We start from the raw sequence: 23,419 nt of genomic DNA, 5'->3' as shown, positions 1-23,419 counted from the left end.
AATTATTTACTCAACTTTTTAGCTAAGTACTTAAGTTCAGTCAATAACTGCTTAAGTATCGGAGGAGGTTCATATGAACGTACTTATTATTGGACGCGGCGGAAGAGAACACGTGCTTGCTTGGAAGATCAAACAAAGTGCGAATGTCAAAGAAGTATATGTGGCACCTGGAAATGACGGGATGGAAGATGTTGCGAAAAAGGTCGCAATTGATGAAAACGATGCTGATGCTTTAGTGAAGTTTGCGAAGGAGCAAGACATTGGTTTAACGATTGTTGGCCCTGAGGCACCTTTAATGAATGGAATTGTTAATCGATTTCAAAAAGAGGGTCTCCCAATCTTTGGTCCAACCAAAGAAGCGGCTTTAATTGAAGGAAGTAAAACGTTTGCGAAAGATATCATGAAAAAGTACGCCATTCCAACAGCTACCTATCAATATTTTACAAGTGTTGAACAAGCCAAAGAGTACGTTAGAGATCAAAGCCTGCCTATCGTCATAAAAGCGGACGGTTTAGCAGCTGGTAAGGGCGTTGTTATAGTGGAAACTCTAGATCATGCTGATGAAGCGATTGATCAGATGCTCTCGGAACAGCAATTTGGCGCTGCAAGCCAAACCATTGTGATTGAAGAGTTTTTACAAGGTGAAGAATTTTCATTGATGGCTTTTGTAAATGGTACATCAGTATATCCATTGGACATTTCGCAAGACCATAAGCGAGCATTTGATAACGACCAAGGACCTAACACAGGAGGTATGGGTGCATATTCACCCGTTCTGCAAATCAGTGAACAAGTAAAGCAACAAGCCATTGAGTCTATACTGAAACCAACAGCTGAAGCGCTTGTAAAAGAAGGTCGAGACTTCCAAGGCGTTCTCTATGCTGGGTTAATTCAGACTGACCAAGGGCCAAAAGTCATTGAGTTTAATGCGCGTTTAGGCGACCCTGAAGCACAAGTAGTTCTACCGAGACTGGAAACGGACCTTATAGTTACTCTGAAAGGAGTTATGAATAGAGAGACCATAAACCTGTCATGGTCAAAAGAAGCAGTGGTAGGAGTTGTTTTAGCCTCTCAGGGCTATCCCAACGCTTATGAAAAAGATCATACGATCCCAAATATAGAAAAATTGAGTGATAAGATATTAACCTTTCATGCTGGTACAAAAAGAGTTGGTCTTGAATGGCAAGCAAATGGTGGGCGCTTGCTTTTGGTGGGCGCAAAACAGCCGACCCTAAAAGAAGCGCAAGAGTTAGCCTATCGAGAGATTGAGCGCTTAAAAACTGTTAATAATTTCTATCGCACAGATATAGCGAAAAAATCGGAATCTGTATTAAAATAGTTCAGCGTGCAGTGACTGACGACACAATGGAATAAACCATATGGGAGCTGCATGTCAATAAAGCCGGTCGTCTGGGCAGAGGGCAATCCTCTCTAATCAACAGGAGGGTATAAAATGGATCCATTGATTCTAGACGGAAGAAAAGTCGCACAATCGGTTAAAAATCAATTGAAGCTACAGATTGCAGAACTGAAACAACAAGATGTAACCCCTAAACTTGCTACGATACTAGTTGGAAATGATGAAGCATCAAAGACATATGTACAAATGAAAGCTAACACATGTCATAAATTAGGTATGGAATCAGAACGTGTATTTTTACCAGAAGAAACAACAACAGAAGAACTACTCTCAGTTATTCATCAATTAAACCATGATGATACGGTGCACGGCATACTATTACAGCACCCGGTTCCATCACAGATTAATGAACGACTTGCATTTGACTCAATTGCATTAGAGAAAGACGTTGACGGAGTCACTTCACACGGTTTTGGAGAAAATACTTTTCAACTTGGTGCCTATCCATGTTGTACTCCAGCTGCGATCTTACAAGTCATCGATTTTTATAACTTAGATTTAGAAGGTAAGCATGCAGTGGTCATTGGGCGCAGTCCAATTCTTGGTAAACCAGTATCTATGATGCTGTTAAATCGTAATGCGACGATTACGGTTTGTCATTCAAAAACAGAAAACTTACCAGACGTCGTTAAACATGCGGATGTGGTGGTTGCAGCTGTAGGTCAGCCTAAATTTGTAAAAGGAGAATGGCTAAAAGAAGGGGCAATCATTCTAGATGCCGGCTATAATCCTGGTAATATTGGGGATGTAGAATATGAGACGTGCTACAATAAATCTTCTGCAATCACACCAGTTCCAGGAGGCATTGGTCCAGTAACTATATCAATGCTTTTAAAGCACACAGTTGAAGCGGCGATGAAGCAATCTAATAACCTTGCGATGAAATTAAATATGTAAATAAGCTAAAATCTCTTGACATCCATGCCGTAGATATTATAATATATTCTATGGCATTTTATCATAACCACGACTAGCCCCGGAACTATTCGTGTTACGATAAAAATATGTTCGAGTTATCGATTTAATTAGGAGGGAAAACAATGCGCACAACTTTCATGGCTAATGAAAACAACGTTGAGCGTAAATGGTATGTAGTTGATGCGGAAGGACAAACGTTAGGTCGTTTAGCTACAGAAGTAGCATCAATCCTTCGCGGAAAAAACAAACCAACTTACACACCACACGTTGATACTGGTGATCACGTAATTATCGTGAATGCTGATAAAATTCATTTAACAGGTAAAAAATTAACAGATAAAATTTACTATCGTCACTCAAACCACCCAGGTGGTTTAAAACAACGTACTGCAAACGAAATGCGTACGAAATACCCTGAGCAAATGCTTGAATTAGCGGTTAAAGGTATGTTACCTAAGAACAAACTTGGTAACAAAATGGGTAAAAAACTTCACGTTTACCGTGGACCTGAGCATAAACATCAAGCACAAAATCCAGAAGTTTACGAACTTCGCGGGTAATTGAAAAAGGAGGTATAACACTTTGGCACAAGTTCAATACTATGGAACTGGTCGTCGTAAGAGCTCGGTAGCTCGTGTACGTCTTGTTCCTGGAAGCGGAAAAGTTATTGTTAATAAAGTAGATGCACAAGATTACTTCCCACACGAAACGTTACGCTTAGTCATCAACCAACCACTTGAAGCAACTGAAAACGTTGGTAACTATGATGTACTAGTAAACGTTCACGGTGGTGGATATACAGGTCAGGCAGGTGCGATTCGTCTAGGCGTCGCTCGTGCACTATTAGAAGCTGACCCGGACTATCGTCCAACGCTTAAGCGTGCTGGTTTCTTAACTCGTGATGCACGTGAGAAAGAGCGTAAGAAATACGGTCTTAAAGGTGCTCGTCGTGCGCCACAGTTCTCGAAGCGTTAATATTGCTAACAGTGAAAGGCTTTCAACCTATATTGGTTGGGAGCCTTTTTTAAATTAAAAGGTAAGAAATATAACCACCACAGAATGTAGTTCTGTGGTGGTTTTTGTATGTGTTATAGATATTCTAAAGGTGAGTTTCTTCTCAGTGGGAATGTTCTGTAAATAGGTCTGAGAGCGAATTCGTTCTATTATCATAAAAGAAGCAGAGTATACAGAAAAAGTCTTTAAATTATTTGTGTACGAAAGATGTAATGAAGCTTGTGAATTTTAGTACAGTTGAAAAGTGAGACAAGATTATTAATGAGAATCTAATAGGGAAGTTTTTTTAATAAAACTAACTAAAGTTAGTTTTATAACAGTTCAAAAAACTTTATTCTAAATAATAGATATGGTCAATGAAAATAATCTTCATTATCTAACTATCTTATGATATTTGAAAAATTATAATTTGAGGTTACTTATTTGTGAGGTATGTTTTTTGATGCTTGATTATTTTCATAAATGACAGTCCAAGCTTCATAGTATTAAAGAGATACTTAAAAGAAAGGAGAGTATTATGGAACAATATATCGGAGAAATTCGAATGTTTGGAGGAAGTTATGCACCAGTGGGATGGGCTATCTGTAACGGTCAGAAATTGGCGATATCCCAAAATGAAGCGTTATTTTCACTCATAGGTACAAAATATGGCGGAGATGGCAGGAAAACGTTTGCTTTGCCAGACTTTCAAGGGAGAATACCATTACATCAAGGTAAGAATAGCTTAACAGGTACGTATTACTCATTAGGGCAAAAAGGTGGAGAGGAGCTGGCTACACTGTCGATTCAACAACTTCCAAGACATAATCACCAAGCTTTGTCCGTATCATCAGACGGTTCAACTAAAAGTCCTGAAAATGCATTTTGGGCACACTCACCCTACAAGCAATATGCTGCGTCACCACCAGACAGTTCTATGCACCCAGACACCATCTCTAGTGCTGGGGAAAATCTACCTCATGAAAACGTTATGCCCTACCTCGTTGTAAACTATATCATCTCTTTAACAGGCATTTATCCATCTCGCAGTTAGATAATTTTAAAAGGAGGTTTATCCATGTCAGAAGAACCGTATTTAGGTGAAATAAGATTGTTTTCATTCGACTTTGCTCCAGCTGATTGGGAGTTGTGTAATGGTCAAGTTATTTCTATCTCACAAAATCAAGCCTTATTTTCTCTAATAGGGACAACATTTGGTGGTGATGGTAGGTCGACATTTGCCTTACCAGATTTACGTGGAAGAGTACCTGTTCACGTAAGCGAAGAAATCAAGTGGGGAGAAGTTGAAGGTGAAGAGATGCATGCACTCACTATGCAGGAATTGCCGAAACATAATCATCAGGTATATGCAAGTAGTCAAATAGCGGATCAGCCGATTGCTAAAGACCATGTTTGGGCCAAAACAGAAGCTAAAGTTTATTCAACAGATCAGAATATCACAATGAATAATGAATCACTATCCTATGCTGGGGGCAATGCAGGACATAATAATATGCAACCTTACATTGTAGCAAATTATTGTATTGCTACTAAAGGCATTTTCCCGCCTAGAAATTAATGGAGGTAATTAAATGGATCCTTATATCGGAGAAATACGTATTTTTTCGGGGAAGTTTGAACCGAAAAATTGGGCGTTTTGTAACGGCCAATTATTACCGATTTCTCAAAACACAACTTTATTTTCAATAATAGGCACTACTTATGGAGGTGATGGAAAAACGACTTTTGCACTGCCAGACCTAAATGGTAGAACTGCCATGCACCAAGGTAATGGAGAGGGATTGTCATCAAGAGAGTTAGGAGAGAAAGGAGGTCAATCTGAAGTCACTCTAACACTTGAGGAAATACCTTCCCATTCACATGTACCGGGTAGTCATACTAATGCAGATCAAGAAAGTCCGGAAAACGCCGTGTGGGCAGATGTGAAAGGTTCAATAGTTTCGACACCAGATGCATATACAAATATTAAACCAGATATTGCAATGAACGCTCAATCATTACAATTTGAAGGTGGAAATGACCCTCATAATAACAGGCAACCCTATGTAGGTTTAAATTTTATCATATGTCTATTTGGCTCCTATCCACCGCGTGCATAAGCTACGTGGTATTGGTTGTAATTTAGTTGAGGAGTGTTTGAAACATGAAGTATAAAGTGATTTGTTTTTTTGCAGCTATGTTTACAATCCCGTTATTGTTTTCAATACAGACATATGGAATAGTGGATAGATATGAGAGTTCTCCACCAGATGTTTTTGATAAAGATGTTGATGATGCAAATGAGGGGGTTAATAGTGTAGATAGAGTCATGGGGGATTTCACACTAAGATACAATTCTCCTTTAAATGCAGATGGTGACCATGCTGTATTTCATCTTTTTGAAGGTATCGGGGAAGGAGGATCTAGAGCTTTTGTCGTCTATCACAATTTTGGAGATGTGGAAAACACTGAAACGTTTACCATTAAACGTGAAGACGGAAAACCATTTATTATTGAAAATATGTATTTATTATTCGACCTTTATGGTCGGGATCTAACTATTACTGGTTATAATAATGGAAACGTCGTATATGATGAGCTATTTGTTACCAATTATGATGAAAGTCAAATAGTTGATTTTAATAATACTGTGGTTGATAAGGTGGAATTTTCATCAGTACTTTTCGGTTTAATTATTGACAACCTCACAATATCTTCGCCACCATCCAATATTTCGATTGATTCAACCCAAATCAACTTAAGTGCTGGTGCGAATGCGGTGGTAGGTCACTTATCAACTACCGATTCAGATAGTGGAGATTCCCATGTTTATAATTTAGTCACGGATAACCCCTCATTTCAAATTAACGGAAACCAATTGCTCACGACCAATAATCTTAAATCAGGCACGCACAATATTACAATTCAGACCACTGATAGTAAAGGTGCTACGTATGAGAAAACATTCACTATAAAAGTCATTGATGATGTCGTACCAGAGTTTGGAGAAGTTCCATTTATGAGTGGAACAACTGCAAACCAAACTACGTTAACTGTTCAACTTAATGAACCCGGTACAGCATATTATGTGGTCGTTCCTAATGGGGCGAGCGCACCTAGTGTCACACAGGTAAAAAAAGGTTTCAACAGTTCTGGGGTTGCAGCTATTCAGTATGGTTCAATAGTTGTAGATACAGCGCTAACCAACAAATCAAGTGTTATTTCTAATTTAGAAAGTAGCACTCCATATGATATTTATGTAGTTGCTGAAGATGATGCAAATCCGCCGAATTTACAGGTGAGTCCGATTAAGATGGATGTAAGTACTCTTAATCAACAACCTATTTTTACTGAGATAGGTCCTTTCTCAATAAAAGAAGATGCCGAAAATAATAGGATTGTTGGGGATGTCGATGCGAATGATGGGGACGGTGGAGAAGATGATGAGAATATTAGGTATAATATAATATCTGGTAATCCAGACATTGACGGAGATAGTATTTCCCTATTTGCTATCGATGGTAGTGGAATAATTACAATTTCGGATGCAGATGATTTGAATTACGAGAATGAGTCTAGTCACAGTTTAATCATCCAAGCCGATGATGCTGAAGACCATAATAGTACCTCAGATCAAATAGTGACGGTGAATGTACTAGACGTCAATGAGTTTTCGCCAGATATTATTTCAAATGGTGGTAACGATAATGGCATTATTAGTGTTAGCGAAGGCAGTGCAGACATTACAACTTTTCAGGCTATCGATAATGATGGAACGGCTGAATTAACCTATTCCATCATTGGGGGTGCAGATGATGGGCAATTTATTATTAATCCATCATCAGGAGACTTAACTCTAGCTTCATTAGTAGATTATGAGAATCCAAGTGATTCAGACAAAAATAACAGCTATCAAGTTAGAGTTCAAGTGTCTGATGGATTAAACACTGACAGCCAGTTGTTAACTGTGAATGTAAAGGATGTTAATGACAATTCACCCATCATTACTAATCAAGATTCTATTAAAGTCAATGAAAATACCTCTACTGTAATAACCATAAACGTGACGGATGCAGATACTGTAGGGTTGTTTGAATATAATATTATCGGGGGTGTAGACTCTGATTTATTTAGTGTCAATTCTGTAAACGGAGAATTGTCGTTTTCTGGTTCGCCAAATTTTGAATCTCCCCAAGACTCTGATAATAATAATAGCTATAAAGTTCAAATTCAAGTGTCTGATGGTGTTCATTTCGTTAATAAAAACATCTCAGTCATTGTTCAAAATGTGAATGAGTCGCCTGTTTTATCTAGTAGCGGTAATGTAAATGTTAATGAAAATAACAGCTTCGTGTTAACCGTAACGGCTGATGATCCGGAAGGTGACAGTATAACCTACATCATAAAAGAGGGGAAAGATTCAAGTCATTTTAAAATAAATGATGCATCAGGTGAATTATTTTTCTCAACAGCACCGGACTATGAAAAGCCTGGAGATATTGATGTAAACAATACTTATGAAATTGATATTGAGGCAACTGATGGATATAAAGGTAGTACACAAACACTAATAATAAGTGTTGAGGATTTAAATGATAATGCACCTGCTATTCCCAACAAATCCTTAAAAATTACTGAAAATAATACAAAGGTTAATTTCATTGTAACCGACGTGGATAATGTAGGAGTTTTAAATTATGCCATTGTGAGTGGGGCGGATTCAAATTTATTTAAAATTGATGCGGTTACTGGTGAGTTAACATTTAAAGTGGCTCCAGATTATGAATACCCACTTGATGCAGATGGAAATCAGCTTTATGAATTAGACATTAAGGTATCGGATGGTATTAATGAAACTAACGAAGAAATAATTGTTAGTGTACAGGATGAGAATGACACTACCCCAATTATTACTAATAATTACTCCATAAGTGTTAATGAAAACAAAAAGACCGTTACATCAGTGAATGTGAATGATCCTGACACGATAGGAACGTTTGAGTATTCCATATACGGAGGAAAGGATGCAGCCCTGTTTGAAATAGATTCATCTTCAGGAGAACTGGCTTTTAAATCGTTACCTAATTATGAGAATCCGTTAGATAAGGATAAAAATAACGTTTACAAAGTGACGGTCGGAGTTACTGATGGTGTTAATGACAACTCGATGACATTTGATGTAACTGTGATGAATCAAAATGAAGCGCCACAAGTATCTGATAGTTCATTTAACGGAATCGAGGATCAAGCTTTTCGATTTAACAGTAGTCACTTTTCATACACTGACGAAGACGGCGACACGTTAGCAAAAATTCAAATAATATCCAAACCATTGAATGGCGTCTTATTATTTAATGGAACTGAGATTCCTCTTCCTATTGATATATTAATATCTGAGATAGATAGTTTGATATTTCAACCTGACGATAATTGGAATGGATCAACCAGTTTTAAGTGGAAAGGAAAAGACAATGAATTAAAATCCCTTGATCATGCGGCTGTTGCTTTAACAATTGCCTCTGTTAATGATCCTCCAGTGGCAAAATCTATGGATGTCATCATCAACGTAGACACACCATATGAAGGGAAGTTGCATGCTACAGATGCTGATAGCGATACATTAACTTTTGAAGTGGTAAGTCAGGGGCTCAAAGGAGAAACGTTAATTAGTGATGTTAATACGGGTGAATTTACTTATACACCATACGCAGGTGAACATGGTCAGGATACGGTGACCTATAAAGTTTATGATGAGAAGGGTCAGACGAGTAAGGGTAAAATCAACGTTGAAATATTACCTTCTGATGATGCTCTTTTGTCAGCTTTATCAATTAATGCCGGCAATCTCACGCCTAAATTTGATTCAAATGTATATCAATACAAAATAGCTTTACCTTATTCAGTTAGTAAATTGTCTGTTACGGCTAGCTTGTTAAATCAATATGCTTCCTTTAAGGTGAATGGTTTGAAAGGTACAGATCAGTTACAGTCAGACCCCATTACTTTGAAGGTAGGTAACAATGATATTTTTATTGAGGTCACAGCACAAGATGGTATAACGACCCAAATATATCATCTAGTAGCCACAAGGAAAAGCAGACCAACATTTGATTACGATGATGATTCAAGTGACGAACAGGATGAAGATAAGCAGGATGGTAAAAATGAAGAAGATCAAGATGAAATAGATTATTATGGGCCATATATTCAAGGCTTTCCGGATGGTACATTTCGACCCAATAAAGGAATGACGCGTGCTGAAATAGCAAGCATGTTAGCGAAAATATTCTCAAATGAATTATCTGATGAAATAAAAGAACCTACAGATGTTGCGAATAATCATTGGGCAGCTAAAGCGATTACAGAGGTTGTTACGTCTGGGTTAATGGTTGGAGATTACCAAGGCAATTTTCGGCCGAATGATTCGATTACTCGAGCTGAAATGGCAGTCATCACCTTTAAGTTGAAACAAGGTAACTTCGATATACAACCTAATGCTAAATATTCAGATGTCGCAGAACATTGGGCTAAGGATATTATCCTGAAAGTGAGTGACTGGGGAATTATGAGCGGGTATCCAGATGGGTCTTTTCGTCCTAATCAAACTTTGACAAGAGCGGAAGCAGTAATTGTTTTCAATCGTTTGCTGGATCGAAAGCCTATACAGGAAGTAGACCAAACTTCTTTTCCAGATGTCCCTACCAATCATTGGGCTGCAGGAGAAATTGAGGCAGCTTCTACTCACAGTCAAGAGGATAAATAATTTATGAAAGTAGTTTATTGGTGGAGAGGACGCTTTTAAGTGCGATATGTCCAAACTAGGGAAATCATACCTGAAGTTGATCAAAGTTTCTTATTTGAATTGTATGCAAGTACTCGCCAGAATGAGATGATGCTTTGGGGATGGGATAACCAGCAACAGATTGAGTTTTTATTAATACAATATCGAGCGCAACAGCAATCTTACGAACAACAATATCCGAACCTTTATAAGCTATTAATTTCGGTTAAGAGTGAGAATGCAGGAAGGGTCTTGATTGATCATTCCCAATCTTGTCTCACTCTTGTCGATATATCTTTACTACCTAAATTTCGAGGTAGTGGAATAGGCACTAAACTTATAAAGGAACTTCAACATGAAGCAGCAAAAAATAAAATCTCTATAAGGCTTACCGTGCGACCTGACAATCCAGCTTTAAAACTATATAAAAGATTAGGGTTTCATGTGATAGATGGTAATGACATTAATATTTACATGGAATGGAAATCGCTAAAGTAGTTGTAGTTTTGGGTTGAGTGTACTAAATTGGTCCATATCAAGAGATCTGATACATGAGTGGTAATTATGCTGCTCATGTTTTTTTATATATGAGAATTAATAATCTCTTATTATTTTAAGTTTCCTCGCTTTTTGAAGCGCCTGAGTTCGATTATTAACCTGAAATTTTGAGTAGATATTATGGTTATATCCTTTGACGGTCCCCTCAGTTAAACAAAGCTTATCCGCAATTTGTTTATTTGTTAACCCTATATTCAAAAGTTCTAATACTTTTAGTTCACGTGGGGTTATGGCTTCGATTAATTCTTGGTTGATCAAATCGTCATGTAAGAAGTCCCCTATAGAGGTGTGCCACTCAATTAAAAGTTCTTTCCTATAATTGCTTGATAACGATTTTTGTTGTTTAGGTGGATTTTTAATAAACCTTTTAACCATTTCTGATACCAGTTCAGGTTGGTCTAGTTGAATCATGTAAGAGGCGTCAGGAACGATATAATACCGAGCCTGTTTAATAAAGTTCAGATTAAAACTGAACACTTCGGGGGGATAAATTGAATCCTCTGCACCAGACATTAATAAAATAGGAAAATCGACTTGGGCTAAAGATTCCTTAATAGAGTCAGAGTTATCCAAGTTAAATAACTTATAATACAACTCTGGTTTAACCTTTTTATATGCATCTAGTAAAATCTCCTTTTTTTCTTCTGTAGTTTTATAACAGATAATGTTGATCATCTTTTCAGCCAAACTCAATAAAGATATTTCATCTGATTGAGATTTCTCCCTTTTAATTATTTGATTCACTAAACTATTAGGGAAATTTATCGGCACACCAACTAAAATGAGAGATTTTAAATTAAGTTGACTTGCAGCCTGTATTCCGACATATCCTCCAAGCCCTTGTGCAAAAATATGAAAATTGCTGATATCTAATTCCTTGATCAAGAGTCTTAAATCTTGAGCAAGACTATCAAAAGTGATTGCTCCATCTGTTTCGGAGCTCTTGCCATGTCCCCTTAAGTCGTAAGTTAATATATTAAAGCTTTCGTTGAGGTAAGGAATGATATAATTCCATGTACGGTGATCATGGCCGAGGCCGTGAATGAATATTAAGGTATCTGCAGAGGCGTCATTAGTAGATTCAATCCATTTGTAATAGATGCTTTGTAAATCGAACTTATGAGTCATTAGGCTCATCCTTGTAACATTAATTAGTAATATTATTATATAACTCTCTTGAAAATTTGTCTATTTCTACCAAAATACATGTGTTATGGGAGAAAAGGAAAATCGCAACGTCTTCAAAACTTTCTACCTCAAGTTAAAGAAACAATAGTCCCTACAAAGAAAGATTCGCATAAATTAAGTCCATAGTTCACACAGAAACCCTAATCAATCAAATTGGTTAGGGTTTCTGTGTGATTCGACAAAATCATTATCCTATCTATTTCTAAGTTCGAATGTTTCGTATTGCGAAGTATAGCCAGTCCTGTAATACATTTTTAAAAAAGTTTTTAGAATATTTTTAAGTTTTATCACAACTTTCTACAAATTTCGATAAAATTAGACAAAATAACAAAAAATTAGAACTATTTATAATATTGAAAAAACTTAAAAAGTTTGTTTATATAAATACATGGTATAAATTCTCGAAAATCTCTCTAATAAATTATTTAAGGCAAGCATAGTTTTTAAGAGAGGAATATAGTACATATTTCGTATCCATAAAACAATTTTGGGGTGTTGCTAGGTGACAAATGAGACGGTATTAGATGTTAAAGATCTAAAAACTTACTTCTTTTTAGATGATGACAAAGTGGCAAGAGCAGTAGATGATGTGGATTTAACAGTTAAGGCCGGTGAGACAGTAGCATTAGTTGGGGAGTCGGGCAGTGGTAAGAGTATCACCTCATTATCTATTATGCAGTTGATTAATAAACCCGGAAAAATTGTAGATGGAGAAGTTAGCTTACTTGGACGAAATCTATTAACTTTATCAGATAAAGAAATGACTAAAATTCGTGGTAATGATGTCGCGATGATTTTTCAGGAGCCAATGACTGCGTTGAACCCTGTATATACGATAGGAAACCAAATTACCGAAGTGCTGAGAAAACATAAAAAGATGAGTAAGAAGCAGGCAAGACAGCGTGCGATTGATTTATTAAAATTAGTTGGTTTTCCGAGGGCAGACCAGACTATTGATGAGTATCCTCACCAGTTATCAGGTGGAATGAGGCAGCGTGCGATGATTGCGATTGCTATCTCCTGCGATCCCAAGTTATTAATAGCGGACGAACCCACAACCGCACTAGATGTGACAATTCAGGCCCAAATCCTGGATTTAATGAACGAAATGAAAGCTAAGCTGAATATGGGACTCTTATTGATTACGCACGATTTAGGTGTCGTAGCCGAATATGCTGATCGAGTTCTGGTAATGTATGGTGGCCAAATAGTTGAAGAATCACCTAAAAAGGTACTTTTTAAAGACCCTAAGCATCCATATACTGAAGGGCTATTAGAGAGTCTACCAAGTATATATAAAGAAGAAGATAGATTGGGAACTATTCGAGGAACGGTTCCGCCAGCGCATAGTTTTCCTGAAGGTTGCCGTTTCTCAAGCCGATGTCCGCATGCCATGGATCAATGTTTTAAATCTAATCCAGAGATTATACATTTAGATCATGATCACGCGGTACGTTGTTACTTATATTCAAAGGATGATTAAGGGGGCTAACCATGGCGACTGTTGAAGAAAAAGATCTTATTCAAACTGAACAACAAACGTTAGTAAGAGTGGAAAACTTAAAAAAGTATTTTCCAATCAAAGGCGGGGTATTAAAGCGCACTATTGGTCATGTCAAAGCTGTTGATGGTGTCACCTTTGATATTAAACAAGGAGAAACATTGGGGATTGTTGGTGAGTCAGGATCAGGTAAATCAACGTTAGGTCGTGCCATTCTTCGGTTACTCGAGCCAACTGATGGAAAGATTCTTTTTAATGATCAGGATATTACTCATTTGAGGAATAAAAAATTACGTCCAATAAGAAGAGATATGCAGATCGTTTTCCAAGACCCTTTTGCATCTCTGAACACAAAGATGAGTGTAGAACAATTAATTGAAGAACCATTGATTATTCAAACGGACATGAACAAAAAAGAGCGAAAAGAACTTGTTAACACTTTGTTGGAAAAAGTAGGGTTAAGAGCCAGCGATCGTATGAAATACCCTCACGAATTCTCTGGTGGACAGCGTCAACGAATTAGTATCGCTCGAGCACTAGCAATTAATCCTAAATTTGTAATTGCAGATGAAGCTGTTTCTGCTTTGGATGTTTCCATTCAAGCTCAGGTTCTGAATTTGATGGATGACCTTCAAGATGAATTTGGATTAACATATCTATTTATTTCACATGATTTAAGCGTGGTTAAGCATGTCAGTGATCGTGTAGGTGTTATGTACCTTGGAAGGCTAGTAGAGGTGGCTCCTAAAAAGCCAATCTATGAAAACCCTCTACATCCTTATACACAGGCACTTCTTTCTGCTATTCCAGATACTAATGTAGACGTTGAACGCGAAAAGATAAAGTTAGAAGGGGATTTACCAAGTCCTTCTAATCCGCCGAGTGGTTGTGCTTTTAGAACAAGGTGTCCAATGGCACATGAGAGGTGTGCAGAAGTTAGGCCTGAACTTCAACATAAAGGTGATGGTCATTATGTCGCCTGTCACTTATATGATGAAGAATAATATTTTCTTACATACTTTTAGGGGGTGATTAGTGGGGAGGGAGCCACGATAGTTGGTTAAATTGTTTCTCGAAATTATTAAAGGGGGATTGAGTTTGTTGAATAAGAAATTTTGGTATTTGTTAATTGTTTTAACTTTATTTGCATTTTTGTTAGTGGCTTGTAATTCAGATTCAGGAAATGAAGAACCTTCAGATGAAGACGATCAAACAGAAGAGCCATCAGATGAAGATAGTGATGATGGTGGCGAAGATTCTGGCGAAGACGATGGTGGAGAAACGGCTAGTGATGAGCCGAAATCAGGTGGAGAACTAGTAGGTGCAATGGACACAGCACCGGCGGGAGTTTACAACCCAATTTTCTACTCAGAGGCTTATGAGGCTAATATTCTTTCATTTACACATGAAGCATTAGTTTCTCAGAACGGATCACTCGAGTTTATTCCTCAGCTGGCAAAAGAATGGAAAACGAACGAAGATCAAACGGCGATTACCTTCCAGTTAGAAGAAGGTGTGAAATGGCATGATGGTGAAGAATTTACAGCAGAAGATGTTGTATTTACTTACCAGACCATTGCTGACCCAGGATACACAGAAGCAGGTGGTATCCGTACTGAGTATGTAACACCTCTTGTAGGGTATGAAGAATACGTTGCAGGTGAAACGGATGAATTCCAAGGTGTTACGGCAGATGACAAATATACGGTAACATTCCACTTTAAAGAGCCGAATGTAAACCCGTTATACTACTCTAGTTTCACGATTATACCTAAACACATTTTTGAAGACATACCTGTCTCAGAAATGCCAAGTCACCCAGCGACTTTAGATGCTGGAGAAGTTATTGGTACTGGGCCATTTGTTTTCAGTGATATGGTCGAACGTGAACAATATGTTCTTACTAGAAATGATGATTACTGGAACGGCAAGCCTTACCTTGACAAAATTACTTGGAAGGTTGTAGACCAATCGGTTATTACTAGTTTATTAGAAACTGGTGAGATTGATTTCGTGGCAGACCCTAACGGTGTGCCGGCTGCTGACTATGATATGGTAGCGGGATATGACAATATTGAAATGATGGAACAAACGGACTTTGGTTATCAGTTAATGGGCTTTAAACTGAACTATCGTACGACAGAAGATGCTGAGTCGGGAACTATTAACCCAGACAATTGGATTGAAAACCCTGATGTAGCTGATCAACAAGTTCGTCAAGCTATTGCTTACGCGATTAACCGACCAGGCCTTGTTCAAGGGTTATTACATGGTCATGGTAGTGTAATTAATGCGCCAATCGCGCAACAATTCTGGGCATATACAGAGGATGTTCCTCAGTATGAATATAACCCAGACACAGCTGCTCAAATGTTAGATGAAGCAGGTTATGTAGATGCTGATGGTGATGGATGGCGTGATACACCTGAGGGTGAAGAGTGGATTCTAGATTTAGCATACCCAACAGGTAACAAAATTCGTGAGAGATCAGCGCCTATTATTGAAGAGAATCTTGAAGAGATAGGGATTAATGTAAATCTTGGGCAGGCGAGCGAGTTTTCTGCTTATATTGAAGATATTATGACCAACGATGACCAAAATCCAGAAGTAGATTTATATCTTTTAGGTTGGTCTCTAGGTAGTGGAGATCCGGATCCGAACGGTCTTTGGAATATTGAAGCAGCTTACAATATTTCACGTTGGAACAACCCTAAATCAGATGAGTTAATCAACAAAGGTCTTAAAACACCTGAAGCATTTGAACAATCGTTCCGTGAGCAAGTTTATGCAGAATGGCAAAATTTATATGCAACAGATTTACCAGCTGTATTACTTTATGCACAAAACAAAATCTATGCCTATAACGAACGTTTACAAGGTGTAGATCCATTACCATATAGCTTCATTAATAATCCACACTTATGGTGGGTAAATGACGCTCAATAATTTTTAGCCTTTAATATTTTGAGGGGTATGCGTTAAAACGCATACCCATCCCCTTTTTTGAACAGGGAGGTTATGTAAATGTATAAGTATATTATTAGAAGAATACTAATTTTTGTTCCGATGCTTTTCGCATTATCTGTGGTCGTTTTTGCTTTAGCCAAAGCAGCCCCTGGTGACCCTTTTACTACGATGCTAGATCCAAATGTTGACCCCGAAGTTTATGAAGAAAGAAGGGAAGCGGAAGGGTTAAATGATCCATTACCTGTTCAATATTATCACTGGATTTGGAGTACTGTACAAGGGGATTTTGGTGAGTCACTCATTTATAATGGTCGACCTGTTTTAGATTTAATTAGTGCGAGATTTTTAAATACGATTTATTTAGGCCTAGTGGCATTATTTTTTACAATTATTGTTGCTATTCCAATTGGAATCTACTCAGCTCGTAATCCTTATTCATGGTTAGATTATTTTGCGACTGGTTTTGGTTTCTTTGGTTTGGCTATACCTAACTTTTTCTTTGGGTTATTAGCTATTTATTTCTTCTCTATCAAAATGGGCTGGTTTCCGTCACAGGGAACCATTAGTGGGACAGATGTAGCGGGTATGCAGGAGTTTTTTGATCGGTTACATCACATGATTTTACCTGGTATTACATTGGGATTAGCAGGTACAGCTACATACATGCGTTATATGCGTTCCGAAGTATTAGATGTATTGGGCAGTGACTATATACGAACGGCTAAAGCCAAAGGTATGACGAATCGAAATGTATTGTATAAACATACATTGAGAAACGCATTAATTCCAATTATTACGCTAATGGGATTTGAATTTGGTGTTTTAATTAGTGGAGCAGTTATTACTGAACGAGTTTTTAATTACCCTGGTCTAGGTACGTTATTCCTGCAAGGGGTTATTAACCGCGACTATCCAATTGTGATGGCGTTAGCTCTGATATTTGGTGTCTTTATTTTAGTGGGTAACTTATTGGCGGATATCTTCTACAGTGTTGTAGATCCGAGAATTCGTTATGATTGAGGTGAGTAAATATGGATAAAGAAACACTGAACACACCAAATATTAATGCGGTTAAAACAATTGAGGACAATTCGGAACAAAACATAAACGGTAAAAAACCGCAAAAAAGTAAAAGTCCCTTTCAATTAGCTTTAAGAAGATTTTTGAAGAATAAATTAGCTGTTATTGGGGTATTCACGTTAATTGTAATTATTGCTGGGTCATTAAGTGCCCCGCTATTGACTGACCATAGCCCGACCAAAAGTAATTTGCTGATGGTAGAACATCCACCAAGTGATGAACACTTATTAGGTACAGATCAATCAGGCCGAGATAATTGGTCGAGATTATTATACGGCTCAAGAATTTCGTTAATTGTCGGCTTTAGTGCCATGTTTTTTACTTTAATCATTGGTATTATTCTTGGCTCAATTTCGGGTTATTACGGTGGCAAGATTGATAATATTATTATGCGATTTACTGATTTAATTTTAGCCTTACCTTTCTTAGTTTTGGCACTGACAATCATGGCGATTGTTGATGATATTTCTGTCTCGTTATTCGTCACGATTATCGCTTTAGTAAGCTGGCCAAACTTAACGCGTATCATAAGAGGTTCGTTCTTATCGTTGAGAGAACAAGAATTTGTCTTGGGAGCCAAAGCAATCGGTGCATCGGACATGCGTATTATCTTTAGACATATGATTCCTAATATAATGGGTCTCATCGTCGTAAATGCTACGTTAATGGTAGCGGTCATGATCATTGTAGAATCGGGTTTGAGCTTTATTGGGATGGGAATTCCGCAGCCTCAACCGACGTGGGGTAATATGTTAACAGAAGCATTAAGTGTTCGAATATTAACTCAACATTGGTACGCCTGGATTCCGCCAGGTTTATGTATCCTTATCACAGTTTTAGCCATTAATTTTATCGGTGACGGCTTGCGTGATGCATTTGATCCAAAAAGTAATCAACGATAATCCTGCTGGTTTTCCAGTAGGATTTTTTTCATATTTAAGCCTCCTTGTCCATATATTGAGTTGAGGAGGTTTGCACATGAAGCGGTTAATATACCTGGTTTTATGGTTGATTTGTTTTATTCTCTTAGTTTATTTGTTGCGATACCCTGTTCCTTCACTTTCTGAACCTTCTGATGTCGTGATGCCTCTTGTTGGTAAAGTAATCGTTCTGGATCCCGGACATGGTGGGGTGGATGGTGGAGCGGACTATGGTGATGTCAAAGAAAAATCCATTGTATTAAATACAACCATTTTCTTGAGGGATTATTTAAGACAAGCAGGTGCTGAAGTTCACTTAACTCGAGAAACAGATAAAGACTTAGCTCCAAAAGATATGAAGGGTTATTCTAAACGTAAAGCATATGATATTCGAAAGCGTGTAGATTTTATTAAGCATCACGATGCAGACATCATCGTTAGCCTCCATCTAAATTCCTTAGTCAATGAACGATGGAAAGGCGGTCAGACTTTTTATTACCCGGGTGATACGAATGAGGCGCTCGCAAAGGCCATTCAGGAAAGGATTCGAGAGGTAACCGAAACGAATCGCCAAGCTTTTTCAACTTCAAATATATACATCTTGAAAAAATCAGAAACAACGGGAGCGTTAGTTGAGTTAGGCTTTTTATCTAACGCACAGGAACGAAAAAGATTATTAACGGAGGATTACCAAAGAGAGTTAGCGTTTGCGGTTTATCAAGGTATTGTTGAGTACGTACACGGTGAACAAATAACCAGTAATCAATCTAACTGAGATGTTATTAATTTTATGTTATACTAGCGATTGAAGTTAGTAGAACTCGTCTTGGGCGAGTTTTTATAAACATAAAATTGACCAACAAAGGAAGGTGTATGGTTTGATTACTGAAGACCGTATTAAAGAGTTATTGAATCCGGTAAAGGATCCTCATATACATAAAACATTTGAGGAAACAGGTGCCATTGAGAATATAAAAATTAAAGAAGATAAGAATCATGCAAGTATCAAAATTGCATTAGCGGAACCTAATTCGGCTGAACAAATGCAATTACAACAAGAAATTGTAGGCATGCTGAAAAAAGAAGGTGTAGCTACAGTTGGTTTACGCTTTACAGAATTACCAGAAGAAAAGCGTGAAGAATACGTAAGCGCAGCTAACGAAGAAAAAGAAGCGAACCTGATCGGACAAACCGGAACTAAGTTTATTTCAATCGCAAGTGGTAAAGGTGGCGTAGGTAAGTCTACTGTTACCGTTAACTTGGCAGTTGCTCTTGCTCGTTTAGGTAAAAAAGTCGGCATTGTTGATGCGGATATTTACGGTTTTAGTGTTCCAGATATGATGGGGATTGAAAACCGCCCACAAGTTCGTGGTGAAAAAATTATTCCAGTTGAGCGCTTTGGTGTACAAGTTATTTCGATGGGATTCTTTGTTGAAGATAACTCCCCAATCATTTGGAGAGGTCCAATGCTTGGTAAAATGCTTACGAGCTTCTTTAAAGAAGTAGAGTGGGGCGACTTAGATTACTTACTATTAGACTTACCACCGGGAACAGGTGATATTGCTTTAGATGTTCAGGATCTATTACCTTCATCTAAACAAGTAATCGTTACAACTCCTCACCCAACTGCGGCATTTGTAGCAGCGCGTGCTGGTCAAATGGCGCTAAAAGCAGACCATGACATTATTGGTATTGTAGAGAATATGTCTTACTTTGAAAGTGCAATTACTGGTCAACGTGAATATGTATTTGGTGAAGGCGGAGGAGACAAGTTAGCTGAAGTACTGGATACGGAAGTGCTTGGCCGTCTACCATTACAACAACCATATGATGAAGAAGATGTTTTTGCTCCAGGAGTTTACCAAGAAGATCACCCAACAGGTAAAATTTTCTTAAATATTGCTAATAAGCTTACCAAACGTGCGAAATAAGATAAGAGCTGTCCTTTTTTGAAGGACAGCTCTTAATTTTTTATGATCCGCCACCGCCACCTGATGAGCTACCTCCGCTTTGGCCGCCACCGCCACCACTTTGTTGCTGTTGATCTTGGCCTTGGCCGCCGCCTTGGGATTTCTGCTGTTCTTCAGCCGCTTTTAATAAAACTTCTGTCATTCTCGCTTTAAAAAGCGGACTGTTAAGCGTTTCTTGAATGGTTTTCTCTAAATGCTCACGGAACTGCTGACTTTTTAAAGCGGACTGCAACATTTTCTGCATTTCTTCATTTTGAAACAATTGAAGCATTTGGGCTTGATAAGTTGAGTCATTCATCAGCCCTTTAATTAACTTTTCATTGGCTTCCTTGGTAGCTTGGACATAAGTTTGAACAAAGGAAGGGTCTTCGAACATTTTTGTCCAAAACTCTTTCCCTTTTTTCTCGTCAGTTAGTTGTTCAACTGATTTCTTAACGACGTCTGAATTAATCACTAGCTGTTGTTTCATTTCTTCTTCGGTTAAAATTTCTTTAACAGCTTTTTTACCATCATCAGTCTTTAGTATATCAACAACCATTTTCTTGGTGGCTTCATACTCCGGACTTTGTTTTGACTGTCCACCACCTTGAGTACAGGCGGTTAAAAGCATAATAAATATTAATATTAAAATATGTCGTGTTTTCATAGAAGACGACTCCTTTAGGAACACATTCATTTATAATAAGAAAATACATTAATTCTTAAAAATTAACCTATATATTTGTTAATATTAGATGGATGTGAAAAAATATACACAATTGAAGACAGCAAATAAAGGCAATTAATGATAAAATGCAAATGGATTGAAATGTTTAGGGGGAAATGTAGTGACAGTTAGAAAATGGTTAAAGTTTTTCTTTACGTGTTTAATAATCGGAGCTTTAACGACAGTCATCACAAGTTTCTTTGTACAACCTGATGCTTATACGCCATTTTTGGATCCGATTAATTTATGGGAACTAATCGGAGCATTATTTTGGTTTATCGGTTGGGGACTGGTTTACAGTGTGATTAGTCAAATGGGCTTCTTTGCATATTTAACGTTACATCAGTTTGGACGAGGCTTTTTCGGATACTTTTGGAAGCACGCTCAAATCTTGATTATCTTAATTGTTTTGTTTGATCTGGTCTATTTAAGATATACAAGAGCTGATGAACCAAACAGTATTTTATCTTATATTATTATCGCAGCGGCATTAACGATTTATTCTTATATTATCGCTAAAATAAAAGCGAAAGAAACACACCCGCGTGCTTTCTTGCCAGCATTATTTTTTATGATTGTTGTAACTACATTAGAGTGGATTCCAGCATTGAATGTTGGGGAAGCCGAATGGATTGGACTCATGATCGTTCCTTTATTAGCTTGTAATACTTATCAATTATTAACCTTACACCGTATTGTAGGTTTTAATGAGGGACCAACAAAAGAAGCGAAATAATGAAAGGTAGCCTTATAATCAGGCTACCTTTTTCTATTCTATAGGGGTAAGTTTAATTCTAGCTGGTGAAAGAAGTTCAGAAACAGTCGTAAATTTATAACCTTCATTCCGCTTTTGGTCGATTAACTGGCTAATCGTTTCAGAGGTTGCTGTTAAATCATCTTGTGCTTGAAACAAAATTATATCACCGTTAGATAATTGATCAGCTAAATCTTTACTTTTTTGATTAACATCTGTTTTTTGATCTATTCCTGCAAAAACACTCCAAAATACAGTTCGGTAACCCAAACTGTTTATATGTTGAACAACATTCTGATTATATTTATTTTCAGGAGGGCGGACTAATGTTAATGGTTCATAATTTAACTTTTTTAAGGTTCGCTCACCATTTTGGATATCTTCAGTAATTTGTTCTAAATCTAATTTTTCATAAGGATCACTGTAAAACCCTAAAAGACCAACTTCATGATTTTCTTCTATAATTAATTCGGCGATGTCTTCATTTCTTAACGCCCATTCACCATTAATGAAGAAAGTAGCTTTTACTTTTTTACCCTTTAATACTTCTAACACTTCAACAATGACATCATCACCCCAAGCAACATTAACTGTAAGGGCAATTTCTTTTTCATCTTTTAAACTTTTAGTGATTCCGCCTGTTTGTTGGGCGTTAGAACCTGGTTGAAAAACATATACTGAGGAAAGTTGAAATGATAAATATACTACAAATCCAACTAAAATAAAAAAGATCCATTTCTTCCAGCTTGTCCAATTTAATACATAGAACATATTCAACCCAACCTTTTTTAAATTTCTTGTTTAAAAGTTATTGCTATATGGTAATTCTTTAATATATATGACCCTTAATAGAATTTTAGAAGGATAACAGCTAATAAACTTTAAAGTAATGGACAAAATGAGGGTACAATGTTTTATAGCATGAATAAGGATGTGAGTAGGTTGTTAGGGTTAATGATTACTGAACAAGAACAGAAAGAGATTGAGTATCTACTTAAAAGAGAGATGGATGAACTCTTATATGACTTTAATTATCAAGACATGGACAAGCAAGTAAAAGAAGCCATTAAAGAACGTTACTCTATATTGTTTAATATTTTCAGAAGAATGGCCAACCACTCATCATGTTTAAACTATACTCCTAAGAAAAATTTCCCCCGAGTTAAATAGTAAGTAATAAAAGGAGCTGGCAAAGGGAAGTCCAGCTCCTTTTAATGTAGGTTATAGGCATGATTTTAATGAGTTGCTTAGCACCTAAAGATTTGATGCTAATATTATAAAAATTCTTAATAAATAAAATTACAATAAACGTATTGTCATGAATTAAATGCTGTGATACTATAAATTTTGTCGTCAAAACAACGGCGATAAAACAAGTTAAAAAATGATTTAAAAAAGTTATTTAAAACTTGTTGACATCTTATCAGCCCTATGATAAATTTAATCTCGTCGTCAAAACACGACACTGATTTTGAACCTTGAAAACTAAACAAAATAGCCTGTCGTCAATTCGGTAACTTTCAACGGTTGGTGGAAAGTTACTAAGACGAAACAAACAAGCCAATCAAACTACTTTTATGGAGAGTTTGATCCTGGCTCAGGACGAACGCTGGCGGCGTGCCTAATACATGCAAGTCGAGCGCGGGAAGCAGACTGAATCCTT

General features: G+C 37.2%; 21 protein-coding genes, 1 rRNA gene and 1 riboswitch. Of the genes, 19 read left to right on the top strand and 3 right to left on the bottom strand.

Annotated elements, in window-relative coordinates; genetic code table 11:
- Window positions 1-73 precede the first annotated feature (73 nt).
- From purD to E3U55_RS12775, 9 genes are all read left to right on the top strand, one after another.
- Window positions 74-1,339 (top strand): phosphoribosylamine--glycine ligase, encoded by a 1,266-nt coding sequence (gene purD / locus E3U55_RS12815; protein ID WP_134340880.1) that lies wholly within the window; start codon window positions 74-76, stop codon window positions 1,337-1,339.
- A gap of 1 nt (window position 1,340) precedes the next feature.
- A riboswitch (ZMP/ZTP riboswitch) is annotated at window positions 1,341-1,423 on the top strand.
- Between the two features lie 30 nt (window positions 1,424-1,453).
- Entirely contained in the window at window positions 1,454-2,317 is an 864-nt protein-coding gene (locus tag E3U55_RS12810; protein WP_134340879.1) for a bifunctional 5,10-methylenetetrahydrofolate dehydrogenase/5,10-methenyltetrahydrofolate cyclohydrolase, read from the top strand.
- Between the two features lie 143 nt (window positions 2,318-2,460).
- Entirely contained in the window at window positions 2,461-2,898 is a 438-nt protein-coding gene (rplM, locus tag E3U55_RS12805; RefSeq protein ID WP_134340878.1) for a 50S ribosomal protein L13, read from the top strand.
- A 22-nt stretch (window positions 2,899-2,920) separates the two neighbouring features.
- Complete coding sequence (gene rpsI, locus E3U55_RS12800; RefSeq protein WP_134340877.1) at window positions 2,921-3,313, top strand: 30S ribosomal protein S9; 393 nt, start codon at window positions 2,921-2,923, stop codon at window positions 3,311-3,313.
- 556 nt (window positions 3,314-3,869) lie between these two features.
- A complete protein-coding gene (locus tag E3U55_RS12795; protein WP_407644118.1) occupies window positions 3,870-4,385 on the top strand; it encodes a phage tail protein in 516 nt (171 codons plus the stop codon).
- A gap of 24 nt (window positions 4,386-4,409) precedes the next feature.
- Window positions 4,410-4,910 (top strand): phage tail protein, encoded by a 501-nt coding sequence (locus tag E3U55_RS12790; protein ID WP_134340875.1) that lies wholly within the window; start codon window positions 4,410-4,412, stop codon window positions 4,908-4,910.
- A gap of 13 nt (window positions 4,911-4,923) precedes the next feature.
- Window positions 4,924-5,451 (top strand): phage tail protein, encoded by a 528-nt coding sequence (locus E3U55_RS12785; protein ID WP_134340874.1) that lies wholly within the window; start codon window positions 4,924-4,926, stop codon window positions 5,449-5,451.
- 44 nt (window positions 5,452-5,495) lie between these two features.
- Window positions 5,496-10,094 carry a cadherin domain-containing protein gene (locus E3U55_RS12780; protein ID WP_134340873.1) on the top strand — a complete coding sequence of 1,533 codons (4,599 nt, stop codon included), beginning with the start codon at window positions 5,496-5,498 and terminating at the stop codon, window positions 10,092-10,094.
- Window positions 10,095-10,133: 39 nt separating this feature from the next.
- The gene (locus E3U55_RS12775) at window positions 10,134-10,610 is read left to right on the top strand and encodes a GNAT family N-acetyltransferase (RefSeq protein WP_134340872.1); all 477 of its coding nucleotides are present in this window, start codon (window positions 10,134-10,136) and stop codon (window positions 10,608-10,610) included.
- A gap of 96 nt (window positions 10,611-10,706) precedes the next feature.
- Here E3U55_RS12775 and E3U55_RS12770 read toward each other — a convergent pair whose 3' ends face one another.
- The gene (locus E3U55_RS12770) at window positions 10,707-11,798 is read right to left on the bottom strand and encodes an alpha/beta fold hydrolase (RefSeq protein ID WP_194840919.1); all 1,092 of its coding nucleotides are present in this window, start codon (window positions 11,796-11,798) and stop codon (window positions 10,707-10,709) included.
- A gap of 562 nt (window positions 11,799-12,360) precedes the next feature.
- On the opposite strand from E3U55_RS12770, the gene E3U55_RS12765 reads away from it, so the two are divergent.
- The 7 genes from E3U55_RS12765 (at window position 12,361) to E3U55_RS12735 (ending at window position 20,257) form a co-directional block, all read left to right on the top strand.
- A complete protein-coding gene (locus E3U55_RS12765) occupies window positions 12,361-13,341 on the top strand; it encodes an ABC transporter ATP-binding protein (RefSeq protein WP_134340870.1) in 981 nt (326 codons plus the stop codon).
- An 11-nt stretch (window positions 13,342-13,352) separates the two neighbouring features.
- Entirely contained in the window at window positions 13,353-14,363 is a 1,011-nt protein-coding gene (locus tag E3U55_RS12760; RefSeq protein WP_134340869.1) for an ABC transporter ATP-binding protein, read from the top strand.
- A 94-nt stretch (window positions 14,364-14,457) separates the two neighbouring features.
- A complete protein-coding gene (locus tag E3U55_RS12755; protein ID WP_194840918.1) occupies window positions 14,458-16,305 on the top strand; it encodes a peptide-binding protein in 1,848 nt (615 codons plus the stop codon).
- Between the two features lie 78 nt (window positions 16,306-16,383).
- Entirely contained in the window at window positions 16,384-17,346 is a 963-nt protein-coding gene (locus E3U55_RS12750) for an ABC transporter permease (RefSeq protein WP_134340868.1), read from the top strand.
- A gap of 11 nt (window positions 17,347-17,357) precedes the next feature.
- A complete protein-coding gene (gene opp4C / locus E3U55_RS12745) occupies window positions 17,358-18,308 on the top strand; it encodes an oligopeptide ABC transporter permease (protein WP_134340867.1) in 951 nt (316 codons plus the stop codon).
- Between the two features lie 76 nt (window positions 18,309-18,384).
- Window positions 18,385-19,101, top strand: coding sequence for an N-acetylmuramoyl-L-alanine amidase (locus E3U55_RS12740; protein WP_134340866.1), 717 nt, complete (start codon window positions 18,385-18,387; stop codon window positions 19,099-19,101).
- Between the two features lie 103 nt (window positions 19,102-19,204).
- Window positions 19,205-20,257 (top strand): Mrp/NBP35 family ATP-binding protein, encoded by a 1,053-nt coding sequence (locus tag E3U55_RS12735; RefSeq protein ID WP_134340865.1) that lies wholly within the window; start codon window positions 19,205-19,207, stop codon window positions 20,255-20,257.
- A 40-nt stretch (window positions 20,258-20,297) separates the two neighbouring features.
- On the opposite strand, the gene gerD is transcribed toward E3U55_RS12735, so the two are convergent.
- Window positions 20,298-20,942 (bottom strand): spore germination lipoprotein GerD, encoded by a 645-nt coding sequence (gene gerD, locus E3U55_RS12730; RefSeq protein ID WP_134340864.1) that lies wholly within the window; start codon window positions 20,940-20,942, stop codon window positions 20,298-20,300.
- A 181-nt stretch (window positions 20,943-21,123) separates the two neighbouring features.
- On the opposite strand from gerD, the gene E3U55_RS12725 reads away from it, so the two are divergent.
- The gene (locus E3U55_RS12725) at window positions 21,124-21,738 is read left to right on the top strand and encodes a KinB-signaling pathway activation protein (RefSeq protein WP_134340863.1); all 615 of its coding nucleotides are present in this window, start codon (window positions 21,124-21,126) and stop codon (window positions 21,736-21,738) included.
- Between the two features lie 33 nt (window positions 21,739-21,771).
- Here E3U55_RS12725 and E3U55_RS12720 read toward each other — a convergent pair whose 3' ends face one another.
- Window positions 21,772-22,527 carry a polysaccharide deacetylase family protein gene (locus E3U55_RS12720; protein ID WP_134340862.1) on the bottom strand — a complete coding sequence of 252 codons (756 nt, stop codon included), beginning with the start codon at window positions 22,525-22,527 and terminating at the stop codon, window positions 21,772-21,774.
- A gap of 171 nt (window positions 22,528-22,698) precedes the next feature.
- Between E3U55_RS12720 and E3U55_RS12715 the strand changes: the two genes are divergently transcribed.
- Entirely contained in the window at window positions 22,699-22,926 is a 228-nt protein-coding gene (locus E3U55_RS12715) for a hypothetical protein (protein WP_134340954.1), read from the top strand.
- Window positions 22,927-23,330: 404 nt separating this feature from the next.
- Window positions 23,331-23,419, top strand: a 16S ribosomal RNA gene (locus E3U55_RS12710); the annotation flags it as partial.

This window comes from Filobacillus milosensis, assembly GCF_004402015.1.
GTDB classification, from domain to species: Bacteria; Bacillota; Bacilli; order Bacillales; family Alkalibacillaceae; genus Filobacillus; species Filobacillus milosensis.
The sequence above is the reverse complement of the archived record's forward strand: the minus strand, read 5'-3'. Positions and strand labels throughout refer to the sequence as shown.

Excerpts from the sequence above, each read along its gene's own strand:
- purD (WP_134340880.1), top strand. The coding sequence starts at position 74 with ATGAACGTACTTATTATTGGACGCGGCGGAAGAGAACACGTGCTTGCT.
- E3U55_RS12810 (WP_134340879.1), top strand. The coding sequence starts at position 1,454 with ATGGATCCATTGATTCTAGACGGAAGAAAAGTCGCACAATCGGTTAAA.
- rplM (WP_134340878.1), top strand. The coding sequence starts at position 2,461 with ATGCGCACAACTTTCATGGCTAATGAAAACAACGTTGAGCGTAAATGG.
- E3U55_RS12795 (WP_407644118.1), top strand. The coding sequence starts at position 3,870 with ATGGAACAATATATCGGAGAAATTCGAATGTTTGGAGGAAGTTATGCA.
- E3U55_RS12790 (WP_134340875.1), top strand. The coding sequence starts at position 4,410 with ATGTCAGAAGAACCGTATTTAGGTGAAATAAGATTGTTTTCATTCGAC.
- E3U55_RS12785 (WP_134340874.1), top strand. The coding sequence starts at position 4,924 with ATGGATCCTTATATCGGAGAAATACGTATTTTTTCGGGGAAGTTTGAA.
- E3U55_RS12780 (WP_134340873.1), top strand. The coding sequence starts at position 5,496 with ATGAAGTATAAAGTGATTTGTTTTTTTGCAGCTATGTTTACAATCCCG.
- E3U55_RS12770 (WP_194840919.1), bottom strand. The coding sequence starts at position 11,798 with ATGACTCATAAGTTCGATTTACAAAGCATCTATTACAAATGGATTGAA.
- E3U55_RS12760 (WP_134340869.1), top strand. The coding sequence starts at position 13,353 with ATGGCGACTGTTGAAGAAAAAGATCTTATTCAAACTGAACAACAAACG.
- E3U55_RS12750 (WP_134340868.1), top strand. The coding sequence starts at position 16,384 with ATGTATAAGTATATTATTAGAAGAATACTAATTTTTGTTCCGATGCTT.
- opp4C (WP_134340867.1), top strand. The coding sequence starts at position 17,358 with ATGGATAAAGAAACACTGAACACACCAAATATTAATGCGGTTAAAACA.
- E3U55_RS12740 (WP_134340866.1), top strand. The coding sequence starts at position 18,385 with ATGAAGCGGTTAATATACCTGGTTTTATGGTTGATTTGTTTTATTCTC.
- gerD (WP_134340864.1), bottom strand. The coding sequence starts at position 20,942 with ATGAAAACACGACATATTTTAATATTAATATTTATTATGCTTTTAACC.
- E3U55_RS12720 (WP_134340862.1), bottom strand. The coding sequence starts at position 22,527 with ATGTTCTATGTATTAAATTGGACAAGCTGGAAGAAATGGATCTTTTTT.